Source organism: Microbacterium sp. Kw_RZR3 (assembly GCF_029222405.1).
GTDB lineage: Bacteria > Actinomycetota > Actinomycetes > Actinomycetales > Microbacteriaceae > Microbacterium.
In genome coordinates this window covers 39,061-62,630 of the sequence record NZ_JARHXC010000063.1, presented here as the reverse complement: position 1 = coordinate 62,630, position 23,570 = coordinate 39,061, and the positions used below count along the sequence as shown (strand labels likewise).

At 70.3% G+C, this 23,570-nt stretch carries 21 protein-coding genes; 4 read left to right on the top strand and 17 right to left on the bottom strand.

The genetic code is table 11. From position 1 onward, the window contains the following. Positions 1-18 precede the first annotated feature (18 nt). From atpB to prmC, 5 genes are all read right to left on the bottom strand, one after another. Positions 19-891, bottom strand: coding sequence for a F0F1 ATP synthase subunit A (gene atpB, locus P2P98_RS03445; protein WP_275797246.1), 873 nt, complete (start codon positions 889-891; stop codon positions 19-21). A gap of 163 nt (positions 892-1,054) precedes the next feature. Next, the gene (locus P2P98_RS03440; RefSeq protein ID WP_275797244.1) at positions 1,055-1,537 is read right to left on the bottom strand and encodes a hypothetical protein; all 483 of its coding nucleotides are present in this window, start codon (positions 1,535-1,537) and stop codon (positions 1,055-1,057) included. After that, positions 1,534-2,709, bottom strand: a complete 1,176-nt coding sequence (locus P2P98_RS03435) for an MraY family glycosyltransferase (RefSeq protein ID WP_275797242.1) — start codon at positions 2,707-2,709, stop codon at positions 1,534-1,536. The genes P2P98_RS03440 and P2P98_RS03435 overlap by 4 nt, the downstream gene beginning before the upstream one ends. After that, positions 2,706-3,494, bottom strand: coding sequence for an L-threonylcarbamoyladenylate synthase (locus tag P2P98_RS03430; RefSeq protein WP_275797240.1), 789 nt, complete (start codon positions 3,492-3,494; stop codon positions 2,706-2,708). The genes P2P98_RS03435 and P2P98_RS03430 overlap by 4 nt, the downstream gene beginning before the upstream one ends. Before the next feature lie 54 nt (positions 3,495-3,548). Next, the gene (prmC, locus tag P2P98_RS03425; RefSeq protein WP_275797238.1) at positions 3,549-4,442 is read right to left on the bottom strand and encodes a peptide chain release factor N(5)-glutamine methyltransferase; all 894 of its coding nucleotides are present in this window, start codon (positions 4,440-4,442) and stop codon (positions 3,549-3,551) included. A 98-nt stretch (positions 4,443-4,540) separates the two neighbouring features. Here prmC and cysK point away from each other — a divergent pair, with 98 nt between their 5' ends. Together cysK and epsC are read left to right on the top strand one after the other, a co-directional pair. Next, a complete protein-coding gene (gene cysK, locus P2P98_RS03420; protein WP_058597259.1) occupies positions 4,541-5,479 on the top strand; it encodes a cysteine synthase A in 939 nt (312 codons plus the stop codon). Positions 5,480-5,481: 2 nt separating this feature from the next. Further along, entirely contained in the window at positions 5,482-6,051 is a 570-nt protein-coding gene (gene epsC, locus P2P98_RS03415) for a serine O-acetyltransferase EpsC (protein ID WP_275797235.1), read from the top strand. A 79-nt stretch (positions 6,052-6,130) separates the two neighbouring features. Here epsC and P2P98_RS03410 read toward each other — a convergent pair whose 3' ends face one another. Further along, positions 6,131-7,384, bottom strand: coding sequence for an acyl-CoA dehydrogenase family protein (locus tag P2P98_RS03410; protein WP_275797233.1), 1,254 nt, complete (start codon positions 7,382-7,384; stop codon positions 6,131-6,133). 217 nt (positions 7,385-7,601) lie between these two features. On the opposite strand from P2P98_RS03410, the gene P2P98_RS03405 reads away from it, so the two are divergent. After that, positions 7,602-8,588: a helix-turn-helix domain-containing protein gene (locus P2P98_RS03405; protein WP_275797231.1), complete on the top strand. Its 987-nt coding sequence runs from the start codon at positions 7,602-7,604 to the stop codon at positions 8,586-8,588. Positions 8,589-8,632: 44 nt separating this feature from the next. Then, the gene (locus P2P98_RS03400) at positions 8,633-10,033 is read left to right on the top strand and encodes an amidase (RefSeq protein WP_275797229.1); all 1,401 of its coding nucleotides are present in this window, start codon (positions 8,633-8,635) and stop codon (positions 10,031-10,033) included. Between the two features lie 76 nt (positions 10,034-10,109). On the opposite strand, the gene prfA is transcribed toward P2P98_RS03400, so the two are convergent. The 11 genes from prfA to P2P98_RS03345 form a co-directional block, all read right to left on the bottom strand. Beyond that, positions 10,110-11,186: a peptide chain release factor 1 gene (prfA, locus tag P2P98_RS03395; RefSeq protein ID WP_275797227.1), complete on the bottom strand. Its 1,077-nt coding sequence runs from the start codon at positions 11,184-11,186 to the stop codon at positions 10,110-10,112. A 32-nt stretch (positions 11,187-11,218) separates the two neighbouring features. After that, a complete protein-coding gene (gene rho / locus P2P98_RS03390; RefSeq protein WP_275797225.1) occupies positions 11,219-13,441 on the bottom strand; it encodes a transcription termination factor Rho in 2,223 nt (740 codons plus the stop codon). A gap of 153 nt (positions 13,442-13,594) precedes the next feature. Beyond that, a complete protein-coding gene (thrB, locus tag P2P98_RS03385; protein WP_058627825.1) occupies positions 13,595-14,527 on the bottom strand; it encodes a homoserine kinase in 933 nt (310 codons plus the stop codon). Then, a complete protein-coding gene (thrC, locus tag P2P98_RS03380; protein ID WP_275797222.1) occupies positions 14,524-15,606 on the bottom strand; it encodes a threonine synthase in 1,083 nt (360 codons plus the stop codon). Before thrC ends, thrB begins: the two co-directional genes overlap by 4 nt. Before the next feature lie 2 nt (positions 15,607-15,608). After that, positions 15,609-16,931 carry a homoserine dehydrogenase gene (locus P2P98_RS03375; RefSeq protein ID WP_275797220.1) on the bottom strand — a complete coding sequence of 441 codons (1,323 nt, stop codon included), beginning with the start codon at positions 16,929-16,931 and terminating at the stop codon, positions 15,609-15,611. Next, on the bottom strand, positions 16,928-18,358 hold the full coding sequence (gene lysA, locus P2P98_RS03370; RefSeq protein ID WP_275797218.1) for a diaminopimelate decarboxylase: 1,431 nt from the start codon (positions 18,356-18,358) through the stop codon (positions 16,928-16,930). The genes P2P98_RS03375 and lysA overlap by 4 nt, the downstream gene beginning before the upstream one ends. Positions 18,359-18,485: 127 nt before the next feature. Continuing rightward, a complete protein-coding gene (locus P2P98_RS03365; protein ID WP_275797216.1) occupies positions 18,486-19,259 on the bottom strand; it encodes a DUF2993 domain-containing protein in 774 nt (257 codons plus the stop codon). A gap of 3 nt (positions 19,260-19,262) precedes the next feature. Next, positions 19,263-20,927, bottom strand: coding sequence for an arginine--tRNA ligase (argS, locus tag P2P98_RS03360; RefSeq protein WP_275797214.1), 1,665 nt, complete (start codon positions 20,925-20,927; stop codon positions 19,263-19,265). A gap of 143 nt (positions 20,928-21,070) precedes the next feature. Continuing rightward, positions 21,071-21,880, bottom strand: a complete 810-nt coding sequence (locus P2P98_RS03355; RefSeq protein WP_058628459.1) for a transglutaminase family protein — start codon at positions 21,878-21,880, stop codon at positions 21,071-21,073. Between the two features lie 56 nt (positions 21,881-21,936). Next, complete coding sequence (locus P2P98_RS03350; protein WP_275797211.1) at positions 21,937-22,428, bottom strand: hypothetical protein; 492 nt, start codon at positions 22,426-22,428, stop codon at positions 21,937-21,939. Beyond that, positions 22,425-23,564, bottom strand: coding sequence for a serine/threonine-protein kinase (locus P2P98_RS03345; RefSeq protein WP_275797209.1), 1,140 nt, complete (start codon positions 23,562-23,564; stop codon positions 22,425-22,427). The genes P2P98_RS03350 and P2P98_RS03345 overlap by 4 nt, the downstream gene beginning before the upstream one ends. Positions 23,565-23,570 lie beyond the last annotated feature (6 nt).

Genomic DNA, 23,570 nt, shown 5'->3' with positions numbered 1-23,570 from the left:
CGGCGTGCGCCGGGCCGCTCAGTGCTCTTCTGCGACCGCGAGCTGGATGTAGACCGCGGTGAGGATCGCGAAGACGTACGCCTGGAGGAAGGCGACGAAGATTTCGAACAGGGTGAAGGCGAAGCCGAAGGCGAGGGAACCCGCGCCGAGAGCCGTCCACCAGCCGCTGAGGTCGACCACGAAGAACTGCGTGGCCGAGAAGAACAGCACCAGCATGAGGTGGCCGACGACCATGTTCATCAGGAGTCGCAGCGTCAGCGTGACGGGACGGATGATGAAGGTCGAGAGGAACTCGAGCGGGACGATGATGATGTAGAGCGGCCACGGGACGCCGGAGGGCAGCAGAGCGTTCTTGAAGAAGCCGCCGGGGCTCTTCTTGATACCGGCGTAGATGAACGTCACGTAGGCGACGATCGCCAGCAGCATGGGCACGGCGATGACGCTCGTGCCGGCGATGTTCAGACCGGGGATGACACCCGTGATGTTCATGAACAACACCATGAAGAAGATGGTGGTCAGGATCGGCAGGAAGCGCTTGCCGTCCTTGCGCCCGAGGATGTCTTCGGCGATGTTGACGCGGACGAAGTCCAGGCCCATCTCGACGACGCTCTGGAACCGGCCGGGGACGACCGTCATGCGCCGGGTTCCGATGACCAGGAACAGCACGAGCACGAGCGTGGCCAGCATCTGCGTCAGGTTGATGCGGGTGATCGCGAAGATCGTGCCCTCGAAGAGCACCGCGTCGGGGAAGAACTCGCCGATGGACGGCGGGTGGAACTCCGCACCCGCGGACGCGAGGTTCGTGATCAGGGTCGCAGCTTGAGTAGTCAGCGCTGGCTCCAGCTTCGGGGCATCGGTGTGAACCGTTGCGACGATGGTCGGTGAGAGCACCCAGAATGCAGACCTGGAGGGATAACCCTGGTGCGGGCGGGTACTTACCCCACCCTATCAAACTCCCAGCGGATCCATGTGGCGCGTGCGACGGATCCTCTCGGCACCGGGGTATCCGGCTTGCACGACGGGCGACGGGACGATAGGCGGGTGGGCGTCGTCGTCAGGACCGACGGTCGCCCTCGTCGGGATCCGTGGGCAGGGATACGTCGCTCACGCTGGGGATGCGCATGCGCAGGAGCACGACGACGTCGACGACCAGGGACGCCACCACGCTGACCACCAGCGCGACGTAGAAGATCACCGGGCTCACCCACGCCTGTTCCCGGAGCACGACGATGGCGACGATGAACAGCACGAGCTTCAGCAGCCAGCCTCCGAGCACGATGCCGAAGAAGATCGGGACGTACAGCGGGTCACCGAACCACCGATTGGCGATGAGGATGCTCGCGGCGGTCACCGCGAGGAAGACCGCGCTCACCGCGACTCCGGACAGAGCGCTGCCGAGACCTCCCGCTCCCCCGACCGCGAAGCCGACGACCGCGCCGACGACGAGCAGGACGACGGTGACGATGCCTCCCCAGACCAGGGCGGTTCTCAGCACCGGGGTGCTGGACGGGCGACGGGCGGGAGTGATGCTGGTCATGAGTGGGGCTCCGGTGGGGTGGGACGCGTACGCCGCGGCGCGAGTCGCCAGCGATGCGGGGAGGGAAGAACGGTCAGCACCGCGCAGGCGATGACGCCGACCGCACCGAACAGGATGCCGAACAGGTAGTCGCCGGGCCAGCTCTGCTGGGTTCCGATGTACATGAGCAGGAAGGCCAGGCTCACCACGGCCGTCCAGGAGTAGAAGATGAGGACCGCACTGGTGTCGGTGTGCCCCATGTCGAGCATGCGGTGGTGCAGGTGCTTGCGATCCGGCGAGAAGGGCGATCGACCCGCCCACTGGCGGCGAGCGACGGCGAGGCCGAAGTCCAGCAGGGGAAGGAGGACGATCACCACCGGCAGGAGGATCGGGATGAACGCACCCAGCAGCTGCGAACGGCCGATCTTCTCGGGATCCAGGACGGCCGGGTCGAGCTGACCGGTGATGGCGATCGCCGAGCTGGCCATGAGCAGTCCCAGCATCAGGGCGCCGGCGTCGCCCATGAACAGCTTCGCCGGCGTCCAGTTCATGGGGAGGAAGCCGAGACACGCGCCGACCAGCACCGCCGCGATGAAAGAGGCCAGGTTGAAGTAGGTGCTGGCACCGGTGTCCCGCACGAGCAGGTACGAGTAGGCGAAGAAGACCCCGTTCGCGATGAGGCAGACGCCCGCCACGAGACCGTTCAACCCGTCGATGAAGTTGACGGCGTTCATCACCACGACGAGCGCGAAGACCGTGAGAAGGAAGCTGACCCAGCTCGACCCCACCGTGAGGGCGCCGATCGGCAGCGACAGGATCTGCAGCTGACCGAACCACGCGATCATCCCGGCCGCGACGAACTGCGCGCCGAGCTTGATCATCCAGTCCAGGTCCCACAGGTCGTCGGCGACCCCGACGAGCACGATGAGCAGAACAGCGCCGAGCAACCAGAGAACGGGGGCCGGGTCGACCCAGAAGATCGAGAAGTACGGGTTACGGCTCGACAGGGCGAAGGCGGCGACGACGCCCAGGAACATCGCGACGCCACCCAGGCGAGGCGTCGGGGTCTTGTGGACATCCCGATCCCGGATGCCGGGATAGAGCTTGAAGCGCAGGGCGAGCTTCCACACCACCCACGACAGCGCGAGCGTGACCGCCGCCGTGAAGAGGATGGTGAGGAGGTACTGGGTCACGGACCCGGCGCCTCGGCATCCGTGTCCGACGCCGCACGCGCGGGCTCGCCGTTCGACGCGTCGACGCTGGACGCATCGGCAGAAGCCGCGGCGGGGGTCGGCACGGGAGCATCGGGGTCGGGATCCGGCTCGAGAAGATCCCCGAGCACCTCTCGCAGACGTTCGCGGGAGACGGCGCCCTCTCTGAGGACACGCACGCGAGGCTCGGCACCGCCGACGAGGGTGGTGGCATCGACGATCGTGGACGCGATCCCCGTCTCGCTCGGGCCGGAGTCGAGGTAGGCGGCGACGCTGTCGCCGAGCATGTCGCGCGCGGCGTCGATGTTCACGGCCGCAGCCATGCCGGTGCGGTTCGCGCTGGAGACGGCGAGAGGGCCCGTCTCTTCGAGGAGCTCGAGGGTGAGGTGGTGAGCCGGCATGCGTACGGCGACGGTGCCGTGGGTGTCGCCGAGGTCCCATGACAGGGAGGGCTGAGCGGGGAGCACGATGGTGAGCCCGCCCGGCCAGAACTCGCGCACGAGGTCGTCGACGGCGGGAGGGATCTCGGCCACGAGCGCCCGCAGGGTGCCGACGCCGGCGACCAGGACCGGCGGCGGCTGCTGGCGACCGCGACCCTTGGCCTCGAGGAGACCGGCCACGGCGCGGGCGTTGAACGCGTCGGCGGCGACGCCGTAGACGGTGTCGGTGGGAAGCACGACGAGTTCGCCGCGGCCGATCGCCTGGCGTGCATGGCGCATACCCGAGAGCAGCTGCGACTCGTCTCGGCAGTCGTAGACAGGTGACATATCGCGCGCCAGTCTACTTGCGCGTCGGAGGCTCTTCACTCCCGACGGCGCGTGTCAGGGGTGCACCGCCGTCGTCGCCCGGTCGCGCGAGGTCAGGTCCGGGTGCGTCGCGGCAGCGCGCCACCCGTCCGCCGTCAGGAGATCGCGGATCGCGGGGCCCTGCCACTCGCCGTGTTCGATGACGAGGGTCGCCCCGGGGTGGCCGAGCCGCAATCCGACGCGCGAGAGGTGGCGCACGGCATCCAGCCCGTCCGGTCCGCCGTACAGCGCGGCCGGAGGGTCGTACAGCCGCACCTCCGGATCGCGGGGGATGGCGTCGTCGGGCACGTACGGCGGGTTGGATGCCACGACCGACACGGTTCCGTCGAGCTCGGGGAACGCCTCGGCGAGGTCGACGAAGGCGAGGGTGACGTTCTCCGCTCCGATCCGGGCGACGTTCTCTTTCGTCCAGATGAACGCGTCGACGCTGTTCTCGGCGGCGAACACCCGCGCGTGCGGAACCTCGGTGGCCATCGCCAGGGCGATCGCGCCGCTACCGGTTCCGAGATCGACGGCGATCGGCGACTCGGATGCCACGGCTCCGAGCGCGTTGATCGCCAGCTGCGCGACCATCTCGGTCTCGGGCCTCGGAACGAACACGCCCGGACCGACGGCCAGCTCGAGCGAACGGAACGGGGCGACGCCGGTGAGGTGCTGGAGGGGTTCGCGGGCGCAGCGACGATCGGCGAGCGGAAGCAGCTCGGCGGCGGCGGCGGGTGGCATCCGGTCTCCGCGGATCGCGGCGGCCTGCACTCCCCCGCGCGAGAGGTGCAGCACGTGCCCCACGAGGAGCTCGGCGTCGACCCGCGGGTCGGGGATGCCCGCGACTGCGAAACGGGCCTCGAGGTCGCGGACGACGTCGGCGACGGGAACGGCCGTGGGGGCGGGGGGTGGTGCGGTCTCACGCATGACGGGGTCCGAGCCTAGTCGTCCGGCGTCACACACGCCTGCGTGTCGGAGGACTCGCCTAGGATGATCGCGTTCTCATCGACGGCGAAAGGCGACCCATGCCCGGCATCCACTCCGACATCACCTCTGCGTTCGGCGACACTCCGCTGGTGCGCTTGAACCGCGTTGCGGAGGGGACCGAGGCGCAGATCCTGGCGAAGCTGGAGTTCTACAACCCGGCTTCCAGCGTCAAGGATCGCCTGGGCATCGCGATCGTCGACGCCGCAGAAGCGTCGGGCGAGCTGAAGCCGGGCGGCACCCTCGTCGAGTCCACGAGCGGCAACACCGGCATCGCCCTGGCGATGGTCGGCGCCGCTCGCGGCTACAAGGTCATCCTCACGATGCCCGCCTCGATGTCGAAGGAGCGCCGGATCCTGCTCAAGGCGTTCGGCGCGGAGCTGGTTCTGACCGACCCCACCAAGGGCATGTCGTACGCGGTCGACGAGGCCAAGCGCATCGTCGCCGAGACTCCGGGCGCCGTGTGGGCGCGCCAGTTCGAGAACGAGGCGAACCCGGCGATCCACCGCAAGACGACCGCAGAAGAGATCCTGCGCGACACCGACGGCAAGGTCGACTACTTCGTCGCCGGCATCGGCACGGGCGGAACGATCACCGGTGTCGGCCAGGTGCTGAAGGAGCGCGTCCCCGGCGTCAAGATCGTCGCCGTCGAGCCCGCCGACTCCCCCATCCTCACGAAGGGGCACCCGGGGCCCCACAAGATCCAGGGCATCGGTCCCAACTTCGTCCCCGCGATCCTCGACCGCGACATCCTCGACGAGGTCATCGACGTCGAGTTCGACGACGCGATCCGCGTCGCCCGCGAGACCGCGGCCAAGGACGGCATCCTGGTCGGCATGTCGTCGGGAGCGGCGATCTGGGCCGCGCTCGAGATCGCGCGCCGTCCCGAGGCCGCCGGCAAGAACATCGTCGTGATCATCCCGTCGTACGGCGAGCGCTACCTCTCGACCGCCCTCTACGAGCACCTGCGCGAAGACTGACGGTGGGGGTTCTCTCCCGCATCCGCGAAGACATCTCCTCGGCGAAGCTCCGCGATCCCGCGGCTCGAGGCGGGCTCGAGATCGCACTGCTCTACCCGGGGCTGCACGCCGTGTGGTCGTACCGCGTCGCGAACCGCCTGTGGCGACGGGGGCTGCGCTTCCCGGCGCGGGCCCTGTCCCAGGCGACGCGCTGGCTCACCGGCATCGAGATCCACCCCGGCGCCACGATCGGACGCCGCTTCTTCATCGACCACGGCATGGGCGTCGTCATCGGTGAGACGGCCGAGGTCGGCGACGACGTCATGCTCTACCACGGCGTGACCCTCGGCGGTCGGCAGCGCGAGGGCGGCAAGCGCCACCCCACGCTTCACGATGGAGTCGCCGTCGGAGCCGGGGCGAAGGTGCTCGGCCCGATCACGATCGGGGCGCGCTCCGTGATCGGCGCGAACGCGGTGGTCACGCGGGACGCCCCCGCGGACAGCGTGCTCGTCGGGGTCCCGGCGAAGGCGCGCTCGCGGCGGAGCGGCGACGACACGCGCGCCCTCCTGATGGCGCCGGAGTATTCGATCTGAATCGCGGCCCCGCGCCGCGACACCGGAACACCCTCGTGCGAACCCGCCATCGCCGCGGGCCCGCACGAGGGCGGCTCGGTCAGACCGACAGGCGATTCTCCGCCGCGGCCAAGTGGTCGTATCCGGGGGTGCGCAGCATCTCGTGCAGGTGGCGACGCCGCACGCCCATGTTGCCGCCGTCGTACACGGGCAGGCACAGCACGTCCTGCATGATGTCGCCGAGCGGGGCGCGATCACCGTACGAGTCGACGCCGACGAGCCGCATCGCGTCGTACACGGTCTGCACGGCCAGCTCGGAGTTGTAGATCTTCGACATGTTCGACAGCTCGCGGTCGAGTCCACCGGTCTTGTCGAAGTGGTCGGCGGCCTTCCACGCGAAGTAGCGCCCCACCTCGATGCGCGTCTTGATGTCGGCCAGCATGTAGCCGGCGTTCTGGTGGTCGATGACCGGGACACTCCCCGATCGCTTCTCGGTCGACACGAATTCGTAGGCGATCTCGAACGCTCGGCGCATTTTCCCCACGGCGGCTGCGGCGATGCTCGAGCACGTCCAGGAGAACGCACCCTTGGTGAGGTTCAACCCGTCGCCCGGAACGCCGATGAGGTTTTCCACCGGTACCCGCACATCGACGAAGTCCACATACGGGGAGTTCGTGGCGAGGTGACCGATCGTGTCGATGATCCCCGAGAAGGTCACACCGGGCGTGCCCTTCTCGACGACGATGATCGCGAGGGATTCCGCCGGCGGCTTGGTCTCGTCGATGCGGCACACGACGCTGATGATGTCGGCGCCCTGGTCGTCCCAGCCCGACGCGTTGGTGGTGTAGGCCTTGCGGCCGTTGATGACCCATTCGTCGCCGTCGCGGACGGCGAAGGTCTGCACGCCGTACTTGGGGTCCGGGTGGTCGAAGTTCGCTCCTCCCGCGGCCTCGGTGAAGGCGATCGCCCCGAGGGCCGGGCTGCCGTCGGTGAAAGGCGCGAGGAAGCGTTCCTTCTGCTCAGGAGTGCCTGCCGTGATGATCGGGAACAGCCCCAGCCCGGTGCCGAGGATCGCGGTCGGGGTGTTGATCTCGACCCGTGCGAGCTCCTCGCAGGCGAGGGCGAACTGGAGGTTGCTGAAGCGGTGTCCGCCGTTCTCGGCGGGGATGAGTCCCTTGACGAAGCCGGCGTCGACCATCTGCTGATAGAAGGGCTTCAGGGCACGGAACCGGTCGAGCGGATCGGGGATCGGCGCGATGACGTCGGGGACCTGGCTCAGCACGTTGTCAGCGAATTCGCGCGCCTGAAGGCGGAGACCGAGCTGCTCGTCGGAGAGGGTGAAGTCGATGGCCACGGGTGTGCTCCTCGTTCGTTCGGGTGAAGGTCCAGGTAGCGTCGCAGCGCCGTGATCGGGGCAGATTGGACGTCCGTGCACGCCGGCGAGGACCAGCGTGCACGGTCCGCCGCGGTGAGCAGTTCGTTACCGGGCTGACATGCGGCAGGTCGCCTCGGGAAACAGGACGTTGCTCTGCTGAGTCCGTCGACATCCGTGCACCGTCGAGGAGAAGCACATGCATCGCTGGGACACGCGCGAGAAGCGCCCGTCTGAGCAGTACGCGTACTGGCGCGAGGTGGTGTGCGCGGCCTTCACCCCGCTCAGACCAGCGGCGCGCGGCACCCGTGACGACTGGACGCACGCGGGACTCGAGGGTCACGTCGAGAGTCAGCCCTTCGGCCAGGTCAACGGCGCCGAGATCGCCACGTGCTCCCAGGTCATCCACCACGGCCCCGACGAGGTGCGCCGGGTCGACGACGAGGTCGTCTTCGTCAACCTGATGCTCGACGGGCGCTGCATCGTCTCGCAGGACGGCCGGCGCAGCATGTCGGGCCCCGGAACCTTCTCGATCGTCGACGTCACCCGACCGTTCTCCCTGGACTACCTCGACCCCTGGCGCACGGTGTCGTTCCGCGTGCCGGCGCGAGACATCCCCGACGGGCTGCGCGCGAACGCCACGGCACGCACGTTCTCCGCCGCCGGCGGGCTGGGGGCGGTCATCGCCGACACGGTGCGCTCCTCCTGGATGCAGGCGTCTCGCATGAGCGCGGGCGAAGCGGATGCCGTGGGCATCGCCGTCGCGTCGCTGACCAGGGCTCTGAGCCTTGCGTCGCCGACGACGACCCTCGCCGACGAGGACGGCGGCGAGGCGGTGTTGCGGCGGAGCATCGAGCACCATCTCGAGCGCCACATCCGCTTCGTCGACACCTCCCCCGCCGCGATCGCGCGGCACTTCGCCATCTCGGTCCGCAAACTCCACCAGGTGTACGAGAGCGCCCCGCTCACGTACGGGCAGACGGTGATGCGCGTGCGCGTCCTCGCCTGCGCGGACGATCTGCGCGCTGAACGCGGACGCGTCACCCTGACGCACCTGGCCGCCAAGTGGGGCTTCAGCGACCTCTCGCACCTGCATCGGGCATTCCGCCACCACCTCGGTCAGACTCCTCGCGAGGTGCTCGCCCAGCTGGACGCCACCGAGGCCGCGTGGGAACGCGCGAGCTGACACGGCTCGGCAGCCTCTCTCGATCCACGCCGTAGGCTCGGAGCATGACGCGCCTGCACGACCTGCCGCTCGTCGCGCAGGTGGCGGCGCTCCGCCACGGCACGCTCGAGCCACGAGACATCGCGGGGCATTATCTCGATCGCGCCCAGCGCTTCGCCGATCTCGGTGCCTTCGCAGAGGTGACCCCGGATGCCGCCCTCCGCCGGGCCGCGGACCTCGCTCGACCCGCGCGGGGTTCCCTGTGGGGCGTCCCCCTTGCCGACAAGGACCTCGTCGCCCGTGCGGGTGTCCCGACACGCTACGGCTCGCGCTCGCGCGCGCATCTCGTGCCCACGGCATCCGATCCTCTCGCCCTCGCTCTCGATGCCGCGGGTGCCGTGAACCTCGGCAAGACGAGCACCTCGGAGTTCGGTCTCACCGGATTCACCGAACCGCTCATCCACGCTCCCGCACGCGATCCGTGGCGGCTCTCGGCCGGGGCCGGCGGCTCCAGCGGTGGTGCCGCCGTCGCCGTTGCGGCGGGCCTTCTGCCTGCGGCTGTGGGCTCGGACGGCGGCGGCTCCATCCGCATCCCCTCGGCCACGGTCGGCGTCGTCGGGCTGAAACCGTCGCGCGGCAGGCTGCCGATCGGTTCGGGATTCGACTCCCCCGACGGCCTGTCGGTCACCGGGCCGATCGCTCGGTCAGCCGAGGACGCCGGCCTCCTCCTCGACGCGCTCGTGGGCCTCGCTCCGTTCGCTTACGCCACGCAGGCCCCCGGTGCGGGCCCGTTCGTCGATGCGGCCCGGCGCTCACCCGGAACCCTCCGCATCGGCGTCACGACCGTTTCGCCGTGGGACGACGACGAGGACATCGTGCTCGATCCCGACGCACGCACGGCGTTCGAGACGGCCACCGCCTGGCTCGCGGATGCGGACCATGACGTGACGGATGCCGACTGGCATCCGTTCGGGTATGCCTCACTCTTCCACGTCCTCTGGCGCGCGAGCGCCGCCCGCATCCCGTTGAGCGACGACGACATGACCCTCGTCGAACCGCTGACCGCGTGGCTCGTGCAGGAGGGGCGACGACTGTCGGCGCTCGAACTGCTGGGCGGCCTGGCCTCGGCACGCGCTTTCGAACGTCGGACGATCGCCGACTTCTCGGCCTTCGACGCGGTGCTGACCCCCGCGCTGGCGCAGGGGCCGCAGCCCGTGGGGTCGTATGCGGGGCACAGTCCGGAGCGCACGTTCGCGATGCAGGTCGAGTACGCACCGTACTCCAGCTTCGTCAACGTGGCGGGACTGCCCGCTTTGACCCTGCCCGTCACGACCGATGCGAGCGGCCACCCGGTCTCGGTGCAGCTCATCGGCCGCCCCGGCGGAGAGGCGACCCTGCTGTCGCTGGCGGCGCAGCTCGAGGATCGTCGCGGCCCGCTCCCCCACCCCCCGGTGTGGGACGCGTGATCGCCGACGTGTCTCACTGAGGACGGGCGATCCCTCGGCGACGATGTGTCCCGGCGGCGGGGCGACCGCGAGAACGTCAGTCGCCGGCGAGAGCCGCCAGACGCGCCTCTTCGTCGGCGGCGATGGCCGACTCGATGATCGGGCCGAGCGCGCCGTCCATGACCTGGTCGAGGTTGTACGCCTTGTAACCGGTGCGGTGATCGGCGATGCGGTTCTCGGGGAAGTTGTACGTCCGGATGCGCTCCGAGCGGTCCATGCCGCGGATCTGCGACCGGCGCGCGTCGGCGGCGACCGCGTCGCGTTCTTCCTGCTGTTTCGCCAGAAGGCGAGCGCGCAGCACGCGCATGCCCGCCTCGCGGTTCTGCAGCTGCGACTTCTCGTTCTGCATCGACACGACGATCCCGGTCGGAACGTGGGTGATGCGCACGGCGGAGTCGGTCGTGTTGACCGACTGGCCTCCGGGGCCGGACGAGCGGAACACGTCGATCTTGAGGTCGTTCGGGTCGATCGCGACCTCTTCGGGCTCGTCGACCTCGGGGAAGACGAGCACGCCCGTCGTGGACGTGTGGATACGCCCCTGCGACTCGGTCGCGGGCACCCGCTGCACACGGTGCACGCCGCCCTCGTACTTCAGGTGGGCCCACACCCCCTGAGCGGGGTCGCTCGAGGAGCCCTTGATCGCGACCTGGACGTCCTTGTATCCGCCGAGGTCGGACTCCGTGCGCTCGAGGAGCTCGGTCTTCCAGCCCATCGAGGCGGCGTACTGCAGGTACATGCGCAGCAGATCGGCCGCGAACAGCGCGCTCTCGGCCCCGCCCTCGCCGCCCTTGATCTCCATGATCACGTCGCGCGCGTCATCGGGGTCGCGCGGAATGAGCAGGCGCCGCAGACGCTCCTGCGTCTCGGCGACCCGCTCCTCCAGCGTCGGGACCTCAGCCGCGAACGCCTCGTCTTCTCGCGCGAGTTCGCGTGCCGCTTCGAGGTCATCGGATGCCGAGACCCAGGCCTCGTGAGCCGTGACGATCCGCGACAGCTCCGCGTATCGCCGATTGACGCGCTTGGCGCGCGCCGCGTCGGCGTGCACGGCCGGGTCGGAGAGCTCCTCCTGGACGGCCTTGTGCTCCTCGATCAGTCCACGGACCGACTCGAACATCGCGGGCACCGACATCGCGTCTGCCGCCCGGATCAGCGGATGCTGTTGTCGTCACCGCCGCGCGAGGGCGCCGGGATGGACTTCTGCATCTGCACGAGGAACTCGACGTTCGACTGCGTCTCCTTGAGCTTACCGAGCACGACCTCGAGGGCCTGCTGGGGCTCGAGACCGGCCAGGGCGCGGCGGAGCTTCCACGTGATCTTCACCTCGTCGGCCGAGAGCAGCATCTCTTCGCGGCGGGTGCTCGACGCGTTCACGTCGACGGCCGGGAAGATGCGCTTGTCGGCGAGCTGGCGGCTCAGGCGCAGCTCGCTGTTGCCCGTGCCCTTGAACTCCTCGAAAATCACGTCATCCATCTTCGAGCCGGTCTCCACCAGTGCGGTGGCGAGGATCGTGAGCGACCCGCCGTTCTCGATGTTGCGCGCGGCGCCGAAGAAGCGCTTGGGCGGGTACAGCGCCGACGCGTCGACGCCACCGGTGAGCACGCGACCCGAGGTGGGCGCCGACAGGTTGTAGGCGCGGCCCAGGCGGGTGATCGAGTCGAGGAGCACGACCACGTCGCGGCCGAGCTCGACCAGGCGCTTGGCACGCTCGATGGCCAGTTCGGCAACCGTGGTGTGGTCTTCGGCAGGACGGTCGAAGGTCGAGGCGATGACCTCGCCCTTGACGGTGCGCTGCATGTCGGTGACCTCTTCGGGGCGCTCGTCGACGAGCACGACCATGAGGTGGACCTCGGGGTTGTTGTGCGCGATGGCGTTGGCGATCTGCTGCAGCACGATCGTCTTGCCCGCCTTGGGGGGCGCGACGATGAGGCCGCGCTGGCCCTTGCCGACGGGCGCCACGAGGTCGATGATGCGCTGGGTCAGCTTCTCGGGTGCCGTCTCGAGACGCAGGCGCTCCTGCGGGTAGAGGGGCGTGAGCTTGCCGAAGTCGACGCGCGCGGCGGCGTCGTCGACCGACAGACCGTTGATCGAGTCGACCTTGACCAGCGCGTTGTACTTCTGGCGGCTGGACTGCTCGTTCTCACGCGGCTGCTTGATCGAGCCCACCACGGCGTCGCCCTTGCGCAGGTTGTACTTCTTCACCTGGCCCAGCGAGACGTAGACGTCGCTCGGCCCGGGCAGGTAGCCGGTGGTGCGCACGAAGGCGTAGTTGTCGAGCACGTCGAGGATGCCGGCGATCGGCACGAGGACGTCGTCCTCGCCGATCTCGGAATCGAACTCGTCGCCCGTCGCGTTCTGGCCGCGGCGCTTGTTGCGCTGACGGCTGCGGTTGCTGGTGCCGCCCTGCTGCTGCTGAGCCTGCTGACCGTTCTGGGCGCCGCCGTCGCGCTGGCCGCCCTGCGGAGCTGTCTCGGACTCGTCGCCCGCGGCGGGCTGCGCCTCGGCGGTCTCGGTGGTCTCTGCGCGGTTGCGGTTCCGGTTGCGGGAGCGGTTCCGACCGCGACCCCGCGCCGGCGTCTGGTCGGCGGCGTCGTCCGAAGAAGCGGTGTCGGCGGCCTCGCTCGAAGAGGCGTCGCCCTCAACCGGCGCGTCGGTTGCGCCGGCCTCGTCGACCGTCGGGGTCTGCTCGGCCGCGGCGGCGTCGTCGGCGACATCGGCAGCGGTGGTCACGGGGGTTGCCGCGTCGACCTCCGCCTCGGGGGCGACGTCGGCGGCGGGCGCCTCTGCGGCGACCGTGTCAGTCGCAGCCGTGTCAGCCGCGGCGGCCTCCGCAGCGGCGGTTTCGGCCGCGGCAGCTTCTGCGGCGGCGGCCTCGGCGGCCGCCTTCTCCTTCGCGGAGGCGGTCGTCGCGCGACGCGGCGCCCGCTTGCGCGGAGCCTTTGCCGGCTTCTCCACCGGAGCGGGCTCTTCGGCAGGGGCGTCTGCGGCCGCAGCCGCCGGCTCCTCGGCCGCGGCGGCGGGCTCGGCAGCAGCGGGCTCGGCAGCGGCGGGCGCCTCAGCAGCGGGCTCAGCGACGGCCTCGGCCGGAGCGTCCGCGGTGGGCGCCTCGGCGGCGAGCGCGTCATCGGTGAACAGCGCCTCGGGCTCCGCGGCATCGGCGGGCGCCGCGTCGGCGGCGGCCTCGTCGGTGGTCGCGTCGTCAGCAGCGACCTCGGCGGCCGAGGCGTCTGCGCCCTCGGCATCCGGGGTCTCGGCAGCCGTGTCGGCCTGGTCGGTGTCGGTGCCCTGCGCCTCGGCCGAAGGCTGTTCCTCGGCGGGGATCTCAGCGCCCTCGGGCGCGTCGACGGGCTGGGTCTCGGAGATGGACTCCACGAGTGCTCCTCAGAAAATGAAACGTGATCAGATCGCGCTTCGCCATGCAGAACGCAGACGAAGAGACACCAGCGGTTCGGGAGACTGCAGCCGAGACCGGGTTCGCGATGTGTTGCGGATTTCGCAGGTGGTGCAGAGGCTCAGATTCGCGACTTACGCGGAACCCTCTGCGATTTTCACTGTACCACCCTTGACGTCGACGGCGAGCATGAGCGCCTGCCACGGGGTGTCGACCACGGATGCCATAAGATCCGCCGCGGCAAGTCGCTGCCCCGGCCCATCGGCGAGAACCAGCACGCTCGGTCCCGCGCCCGACACGACGGCTGCATACCCCTCGGCGCGGAGGGCGCGCACGAGCCGGTCGGTCTCGGGCATCGCCTGGGCGCGATAGTTCTGGTGCAGCTTGTCTTCGGTCGCGGCCATGAGCAGCTCGGGACTCTGCGTCATCGCGGCGATCAACAGGGCCGAACGCGACACGTTGAACACGGCGTCCTCGCGCGGCACCTGCAGCGGCTGCAGGCTTCGCGCGACGGCAGTCGACATCGTGAAGCTCGGCACGAAGACCAGCGGCGACACACCGCGGTGCACGATGAGCTGCTTGTGCTGGGGGCCCTCGGCATCCATCCACGCGATCGTCAGACCGCCGAACAGGCCCGGCGCGACGTTGTCGGGGTGACCCTCCATCTCGGTCGCGAGGCGCAGAAGGTCGACGTCGCTGAAGGTCACCTCGCCCTCGAGCAGGCCCTTGGCGGCGAGGATGCCGGCCACCACGGCGGCTCCGGACGAGCCCATGCCGCGGCCGTGCGGGATGACATTGTGCGCGGTCAGCCGCAACCCGGGAAGGGCGCGGCCGACCGACGCGTACGTGTGCGCCATCGCGCGGACGACGAGGTGCGACGCATCGCGGGGGACGTCGGCCGTGCCCTCGCCCTCGACGTCGATCTCGAGGAGGCCGTCGTCGAGCTGCTCGACGACGAGTTCGTCGTAGACGCTCAGGGCGAGACCGAGGGTGTCGAAGCCGGGCCCGAGGTTCGCGCTCGTCGCGGGAACACGGACCGCGACCCGACGGCCGGGGCCTGTGGTCACGCGGTCACCGGCTGCAGGTCGAGCACGGAGGCGACCTCCGAGGTGGCCGCGTCGACGACGGTGGGCTGCACGTCGGTGCCGTCGGCCTTGCGCAGGGCCCACTGCGGGTCCTTGAGGCCGTGGCCGGTGACGGTGAGCACGACCTTGGCGCCGGCGGGGACGATCCCCGCCTCGGCGCGGTCGAGGAGCCCCGCGACGCTGATCGCCGAGGCGGGCTCGACGAAGATGCCGACCTCGCCGGCGAGGATCTTCTGCGCCTCGAGGATGCCGGCGTCGTCGATCGCGCCGAACCAGCCGTCGGTCGCGTCGCGCGCCTCGAGGGCGAGGTCCCACGACGCGGGGTTGCCGATGCGGATGGCGCTGGCGATCGTCTCGGGCTGCTTGACGACCTCGCCGCGCACGAGCGGGGCGGAACCCGCGGCCTGGAGGCCGAACATGCGGGGAACGCGCGTCGCGACGCCGCGAGCGGCCTCTTCGCGGTAGCCGCGCGAGTACGCGGTGTAGTTGCCCGCGTTGCCGACCGGAATGAAGTGGAAGTCGGGAGCGTCGCCCAGGACCTCGACGACCTCGTACGCCGCGGTCTTCTGCCCCTCGATGCGGTCGGGGTTCACCGAGTTGACCAGGTGCACCGGGTAGTGATCGGCGAGCTCGCGCGCGATCTCGAGGCAGTCGTCGAAGTTGCCGCGGATCTGGATGAGGCGGCCGTTGTGCGCGACGGCCTGGCTGAGCTTGCCCATGGCGATCTTGCCCTCGGGGACGAGCACCGCGGCCGTGATCCCGGCGTGCGCGGCGTAGGCCGCGGCCGAAGCCGAGGTGTTGCCCGTCGAGGCGCAGATGACGGCCTTGGCGCCGTGCTCGACGGCGCGCGAGAGCGCGACGGTCATGCCGCGGTCCTTGAACGAACCGGTGGGGTTCATGCCCTCGTACTTGACCCACACGTCGGCACCGGTGCGGCGCGAGAGAGCGGGGGCGGGCAGCAGCGGCGTACCGCCCTCGCCGAGGGTGACGACGGTGGAGGCGTCGGTGACGCCCAGCCGGTCGGCGTATTCGCGGAGGACTCCGCGCCAGAGGTGTGCCATGTTCAGTTCCCTTCCACGCGCAGCACGGAGACCACGCGCTCGACGACGCCGCTCGCGGCGAGACGCTCGACGGTCTCGCTCAGGTCCTGCTCGCGGGCTTTGTGTGTTCCGATGACCAGGCGAGCGGAGCCGCCGGTGTGAGTGTTCTCGTCCGCCTCGATGACGGTCTGCTCGACGGTCGCGATCGACACGCGCCCCTCGCTCAGGATGCCGGCGACCGTGGCCAGCACGCCCGGTTTGTCGTCGACCTCGAGGGTGATCTGGTAGCGCGTGATGACGTGCCCGATCGGCACGGCGGGGAGGTTGGCGCGGGTCGATTCGCCGACCCCCACTCCCCCGGCGATGTGTCGGCGCGCGGCCGACACGACATCGCCGAGCACGGCCGAGGCGGTCTGCACTCCGCCGGCACCGGCGCCGTAGAACATGAGGTCACCCGCCGCCTCTGCCTGCACGAACACGGCGTTGTTCGCGCCGTGGACGCTCGCGAGGGGGTGCGACCGGTCGACGAGAGCCGGGTAGACGCGGACCGAGATCGACTCCGCGCCGTCGGCGGCCGTCAGGCGCTCGCACACCGCGAGCAGCTTGATGACGTAACCGGCGTGGCGCGCGGACTCGATCATCGCGGCGTCGACCGAGGTGATGCCCTCGCGGTGCACGGCATCCAGGGGAACCGTCGTGTGGAACGCGAGGCTGGCGAGGATCGCGGCCTTCTGCGCGGCGTCGTATCCCTCCACATCGGCCGTCGGGTCGGCCTCGGCGTAGCCGAGCGCCTGCGCCTGCGCGAGGACGTCGGCGAAGTCGGCGCCCTCGGTGTCCATGCGGTCGAGGATGTAGTTCGTCGTGCCGTTGACGATGCCCATGATGCGCACGACGCGGTCGCCGGCGAGCGAGTCGCGCAGGGGTCGGATGATCGGGATCGCGCCGGCCGCGGCGGCCTCGTAGTAGACCTCCGCACCGACCTGGTCGGCGGCTTCGAACACCTCGGAGCCGTGGGTGGCAAGGAGCGCCTTGTTGGCCGTGACGACGTCGGCGCCCGAGGCGATCGCGTGCAGGACCTGCGTGCGGGCGGGCTCGATGCCGCCCATCAGCTCGATCACGATGTCGCTGCCGACGATGAGGGTCTCGGCATCCGTCGTGAAGAGCTCGCGCGGCAGGTCGGCGTCGCGCTTGGAATCGAGGTTGCGCACGGCGATGCCGGCGAGCTCGAGCTTCGCGCCCGCGCGGTCGGCGAGTTCGTCGCCGTGCTTGAGAAGCAGGTCGGCGACCTGCGAGCCGACGGCGCCGGCGCCGAGGAGCGCCACGCGAAGCGTGCGGTAGTCGGTCATTCGGTGTCTCCGTGGGGTGTTGCGGTGGGGGCGGATGCCGGGATGCCGGCGTCGCGTGAGAGCAGATCGTCGATGGTCTCGCCGCGGACGATGACGCGGGCCTGACCGTCACGGACGGCGACGACCGGCGGACGGGGGGTGTAGTTGTAGTTGCTCGCGAGCGAGAAGCAGTACGCACCGGTGGCGGGCACCGCGAGCAGATCGCCCGGAGTCACATCTGCGGGGAGGTACTCGGCATCCACGACGATGTCGCCCGACTCGCAGTGCCGGCCGACCACGCGCGACAGCGCGGGGGTCTCGGAGCTCGTCCGCGAGACGATCCGCGCCGAGAAGTCGGCGCCGTAGAGGGCAGGGCGGGCGTTGTCGCTCATCCCGCCGTCGACGCTGACGTAGGTGCGCTCGAGGTCTTCGGTCGCCGCGACGGTCTTGACGGTCCCGACCTCGTACAGGGTCACACCGGCCTGGCCGACGATGACGCGGCCGGGCTCGGTGGCGACGTCGGGCATCGGGATGCCGCGTACCGCGCACTCGTCGGCGATGGCATCCAGGATGCCGTCGGCGATCTCTTCGATCGGCTTCGGGTCGTCGACCGAGGTGTACGAGATGCCGAAGCCTCCGCCGACGTTGAGCACGGGGATCTCTCCCCCGGCGAGCAGATCGGCGTGGAGGTCGACGAGGCGCGCCGCCGACTCGCGGAAGCCCGAGGAGTCGAAGATCTGCGAGCCGATGTGCGCGTGCAGACCGACGAAGCGCAGGCTCGGCAGCTCCCGGATACGAGCGACCGCCTCGGCAGCGCCCTCGAGCGAGAAGCCGAACTTCTGGTCTTCGTGCGCGGTCGCGAGGAACGCGTGGGTCTCGGCGTGGACGCCGGTGCGCACGCGGACGAGCACCGACTGGACAGCGCCGCGGCGGTCGGCGATCGCGGCGAGACGCTCGATCTCGATCGGGCTGTCGACGACGACGGAGCCGATGCCGACCTCGACGGCACGCTCCAGCTCGGCGACGCTCTTGTTGTTGCCGTGGAAGCCGAGGCGCGCAGGATCCGCACCGCCCGCGAGGGCGACCTCGAGCTCGCCGCGGGTGCACACGTCGACGGCGAGGCCCTCGTCGACGACCCAGCGGACGACCTCGGTCGAGAGGAACGCCTTGCCCGCGTAGTACACGCGGGAGCGGATGCCATGACGAGCCGCCGCGGATTCGAACGCGGCGCGGGCGCGGCGGGCGTGCGCGCGCACCTCGTCCTCATCGAGGACGTAGAGCGGGGTGCCGAAACGATCACGGAGGTCGAACACCGACACGCCGCCGACCTCGACGGAACCATCGTCGCGGCGACGGGCGGACGCGGGCCAGACGGGAGCGACGAGCTCGTTCGCATCGGCCGGGGCGGTGAGCCACTCGGGCACGAGCGCGGAGTGCGAGGCGGACACAGAGGGACCAATCGGGTTTTGCGGCGACGCGACGGCCGCGGATCACGGCTGCCGCCCCCGCGGAGAGTCACGCGGCGGGCAGCCCTAGCAGTCTAGGGCACGGCGTATGCCGCTCCCTTCCCGCGCCCTATCCGCAGGAGCCGTCGCGCTGGAGTGCCGGATCGTTCAGCACCTCACCGTCGATGTCGAACGACGCGACGAGGTTCTGACCCTGGACGGTCGCCGAGGTCAGGGTGAGCGCCGCGGGGAGGCGGTCAGCGAAGCAGAGGCTCTGCGAGCGAAGCACCACATCGGCCACTCCCCCGAACTGCGCCCGGAGCGTGTCGGCGTCGATGCTGTTCCCGCCGAGCTGGAAACCCGTCGGGGTGAGCGTGAGGTCGCCGTTCGACGCACCCGGCGTCACGGACACTCCGACCGGGATGCCCACTCCGAACACCGACAGCTCGTTCGTGAACGTCAGATCGGGGGCGGCCATCGCGACCGTTCCGGAGGGGAAGTCGGGGATCTGCGCGAGGAGCGTGCGCAGCTGCTGCTCGTCGAGGCGGATCGACGCGGTCCCCCCGTCGGCGGCGCCGCCGCCCGACACCGGGACGCCCTTCATCTCGGCGCGCACGTCACCGGTGATGGGGCCCAGGGTGACGTCGTCCGAGGTGATCGTCACATCGTCGAGGCGGCCGGTGAGAAGCTGCGGCAGGATGACCCCACCCAGCTCCACGTCGACGTCCTGGTCGTCGGGGAGACCGATCTTCTCCACGACGAGCGAACGGACGGTGTTCGAGACGACGGACCGGGCGATGAACTCGGCCGCCACCGCGGCACCCGCCACCACGACGACGACCACGATGAGAATCGCGATCCACCGGCCGTTCTTGCGCGGCGTGCGAGCCGTGGCATCCGTCATCCGTTACATCCGCTCCGGAGCCGAGACGCCGAGCAGGGTCAGTCCGTTGCGCAGGACCTGGCCGGTCGCGTCGTTCAGCCAGAGGCGCGTGCGGTGCACGGGCTCGACCGGCGCGTCGCCGAGCGGGATCACGCGGCAGTTGTCGTACCAGCGGTGGTAGAGGCCGGCGACCTCTTCGAGGTAGCGGGCGATGCGGTGCGGCTCGCGGACATCCGCGGCGTGGGCGACGACGCGCGGGTACTCCTGCAGGGCGCCGAGCAGGGCCGACTCCGACTCGTGGTCGAGGAGCTCGGGCGCGAACTCGGAGCGGTCGACTCCGGATGCCGCGGCGTTGCGCGCCACGTTGTGCGTGCGGGCGTGCGCGTACTGCACGTAGAACACGGGGTTGTCGTTCGTGCGCTTCTGCAGCACGTCGAGGTCGATGTCGAGGTTCGAATCGGCAGAGCTCCGCGTGAGGGCGTAGCGGGCGGCATCCACTCCGACGATCTCGACGAGGTCTTCGAGGGTAACGACCGTTCCGGCGCGCTTGGACATGCGCATCGGCTGGCCGTCGCGCACGAGGTTGACCATCTGGCCGATGAGCACCTGCAGGTTCACGTTCGGCACGTCGCCGAAGGCGGCGCACATCGCCATCAGCCGCTGCACGTAGCCGTGGTGGTCGGCGCCGAGCATGATGATGCAGCGGTTGAAGCCGCGCTCGCGCTTGTCGAGGTAGTACGCCAGGTCACCCGAGATGTACGCGGGCTGTCCGTCGGACTTGATGATGACGCGGTCTTTATCGTCGCCGAACTCGGTCGAGCGCAGCCAGGTGGCGCCGTCGGCCTCGAAGATGTGCCCGAGCTCGCGCAGGCGCGCGACGGCGCGCTCGACCGCACCGGAGTTGTGCAGATCGTTCTCGTGGAAGTAGACGTCGAAGTCGACGCCGAACTCGTGCAGCGACTGCTTGATCTCGTCGAACATGAAGTTGACGCCGAGCTCGCGGAACGCCTCTTGCTTGGCCTCCGCGTCGAGAGCGTCGATGTCGCCGTCGTACGCCTCGGCGACGCGCTTCGCGATGTCGCCGATGTAGGCACCGCCGTAGCCGTCATCCGGGGTCGGGTCGCCCTGGTGAGCGGCGACGAGGCTGCGGGCGAAGCGGTCGATCTGCGCACCGTGGTCGTTGAAGTAGTACTCGCGGGTGACTCTCGCACCCTGCGACGAGAGGATGCGCGCGAGGGCATCGCCGAGCGCGGCCCACCGCGTTCCGCCGAGGTGGATCGGCCCCGTGGGGTTGGCGCTGACGAACTCGAGGTTGATGATCTCGTCGGCGCGACTGTCGTTCGTTCCGAACGCCGCGCCCTGCTCGACGATCGTCTTCGCGAGGGCGCCGGCGGCAGCCGCATCGAGTCGAATGTTGATGAACCCGGGGCCCGCGACCTCGACGCTCGCGACACCGTCGACGGATGCGAGGCCCTCGGCGATCTCGGCCGCGAACTCACGCGGGTTCGCGCCGACCACCTTCGCGAGCTTCATCGCGGCGTTGGAGGCCCAATCGCCGTGGTCGCGGTTCTTCGGGCGCTCGAGGGGCAGGTCGGCGGCGCTGAGCCCGGCCGAGGACCCCTCTCGTCGCGCCTCCGCGAGCGGGACGATGACGGCGAGCAGGGCAGCGGAGAGGGCAGCGGGATCCATAGCCCCCCAATTCTAGGCGGCGTGGTCGGTCCCGCATGCCGGTCCATCTGCATGACCCGTGGGGCTGATGTCGCTCCGTGGGGCCGGTGGGACGGCCGCGGCCGCGCCGATCCTGCAGATGAGCCACGATCGGGCGGCCTGCCTCAGGCGATCTGCACCAGGGCTTCGTGGTCGTCGGGGGCCGTGGCATCCGGGATCTCGTTCTCGAGGACCGCATCGACGTGCATGCGCTCGAGACCGACGTATCCGCCGTGGTAGCTGAGGAAGGCGCAGTCGGCGGCGTCACGCCCCGTTGCGATCCGGACGAGCGAGCGGCGGTCGGCGAGGCGGGTCGCGTCGACGACGTACCACGCACCGTCGAGGTACGCCTCGGCGACCGCGTGGAAGTCCATCGGCTCGAGGCCGGGGGCGAAGCACGCCGCGTAGCGCGCGGGCATGTCCATCGCGCGCAGCAGGGCGATCACGACGTGCGCGTAGTCGCGACACACTCCCTGACCGGTCATGAGCGTGGTCACCGCGCTGTCGGTACCGAGGCTGAGCCCCGGTGTGTAGGTCACCGTCGTCGCGACGAAGTTCGAGACCGCGGCGAGGAGGTCTGCCCCGGCGAGTCCGCGGAACTGCCGCCGCGCCTGCGCGAACACCTCGTCGGACTGGCAGTAGCGACTGGGGCGGAGGTAGGTGATCGTCTCGAGGTCGCTCGTGCGCGGAGTCTGCGACGGCCCCTGCACGACCGCGTCGTACCGCACCGAGAGCGGCCCCTGCTCGGCGGTGAGCCTGTGCAGACGGCTGCCGGACTGGTCGACGATCTCGGTGGGGGTATAGAGGCGGTCGCCCTGCGAGAAGGTCAGGTTCTCGCTCGCGAGGGGCACGCCCTGCGCGGCGGTGATCTGGAAGATGAGGTCGACGGACGCCCCCAGATCGAGGTCGAGTTCAGCGGTCACCCGGCGCGGCACCGAGCAATCCTCGCACGCCGCGGGGGTGGTTCGGTCCGCGGCGCGGGAAGACGTCGTCAGCCGTCCTTCTTGCCGGGGCCTCTCCCGTTTCCCGGGCCCTGATCGTCCTTGCCCGGGCCCTTGCCCTTGCCGTTGTCGCCCGGGCCTTGATCACCCGGATTCGCGGGCGCCTGGTCGTCCGACGACCCGTCGTCCGAGATGCTCGGCTGCTCCTCGGGCGTCGGTTCCGTCGTGGGCTCGGGCGTGGGCTCGGGCGTAGGCGTCGGCGCCAAGGACGTCAGATCGGCGCGGACGGTCGCGATCCTGTCGAGGATCGCGGCTGCCTCCTCGGCAGACAGCTCGCCGGCATCACGACGGGCCGTCACCTCCGCCTCGAGCGCGTCGAGAGTGGCGAGGGCGGATGCGTAGTCGCCGGCCGAGGCCTGATCGGCGACGGTGCGAACGGTGCTCTGCCACGCGGTCGGCTCGGTGGCCGGCGGCGTGCATCCGGCGAGCGCGACGGTGATCGCGACAAGGACCCCGACCACGGGGAGCACACGACGCCTCACGGCCCGACCTCCGTCCAGAGGTCGCTGAGATGCTGGTCGAGCGGAGCGGGCAGCGCGGGCAGGTCGGGCGTGGCGCTCGCGGGCGAACCGTTCAGCGCGACGGCGGCGGCCGTGCCACCGCCGACGAGGAGGACGGCGATGACGGATGCCACGATCGCGGCGCGGCGCGAGATCCGCCGCCGCGGCTTGTCGAAGACACGGGTGGGCGGGGGCTCCTCCGGCAGGACACGGGTGGGCGACTCGCCCGTCGCCCCGGAAACCGCTGTCCGCGCGGCGCTGGGCACCGGCACCTCGGACAGGGAGCGGAGGGCGACGATGAGGGCGGCGGCATCCGGGCGCTCGGCGGGATCCCCCGCCGTCATCCGTTCGAGGACGTCGCGCCACGCGTCGGGGATTCGCGCGGGGATCTCCGGCGCCGCGACGAGACGGGCGGCGAGCGCTTCGTGCGGCGTCCGTCCCGCGAAGGGGCGCGCGCCGGTCAGGGCTTCCAGCAGAACGAGCCCGAGGGAGTAGACGTCGCTCGCCGGAGCAGCCGGCATCCCGCGTGCCTGTTCGGGGCTCAGGTAGGCAGCCGTCCCGACGACCGTCTCCGCCCGGGTCAGGCGCGTGGCTCCCACGAGCGACGCGATGCCGAAGTCGGCGAGCGTGGCTCGCGGTTTCTCCCCGGGGTGGGCGGCGGGACGGATGAGGATGTTCGAGGGTTTGACGTCGCGGTGCACGATCCCGCGCGCGTGGATCACCGCGAACGCCTCCCCGATCTCGACGCCGGTGCGAGCGACGTCTTCGGCCGACATCCGTCCGCGGGCGATGAGATCGGTGAGGGTGGGACCCGCGATGAGCTCCATCGACAGGTACGCGGGAGTCGTCGCCAGGCGCGCGTCGTAGAGCGTCACGAGCGAGGGGTGCGACAGCGAGGCGAGCAGGCGGATCTCGGAGCGCACGCGCGCGGCATCCGAGGGGTCTGCTCCCTCACCGTCGATCACCTTGAGGGCGACGGTCCGGCCGAGGGACGTGTCGACCGCTTCATAGACGCGCGCGTAACCACCCTGTCCGAGGACGCGCCCCAGGCGATAGCGGCCGTCGAAGAGGTTCTCGGCGGACGCGTCGTACGGCGCGGTGGGAATCGATTCGGTCATCTTGGC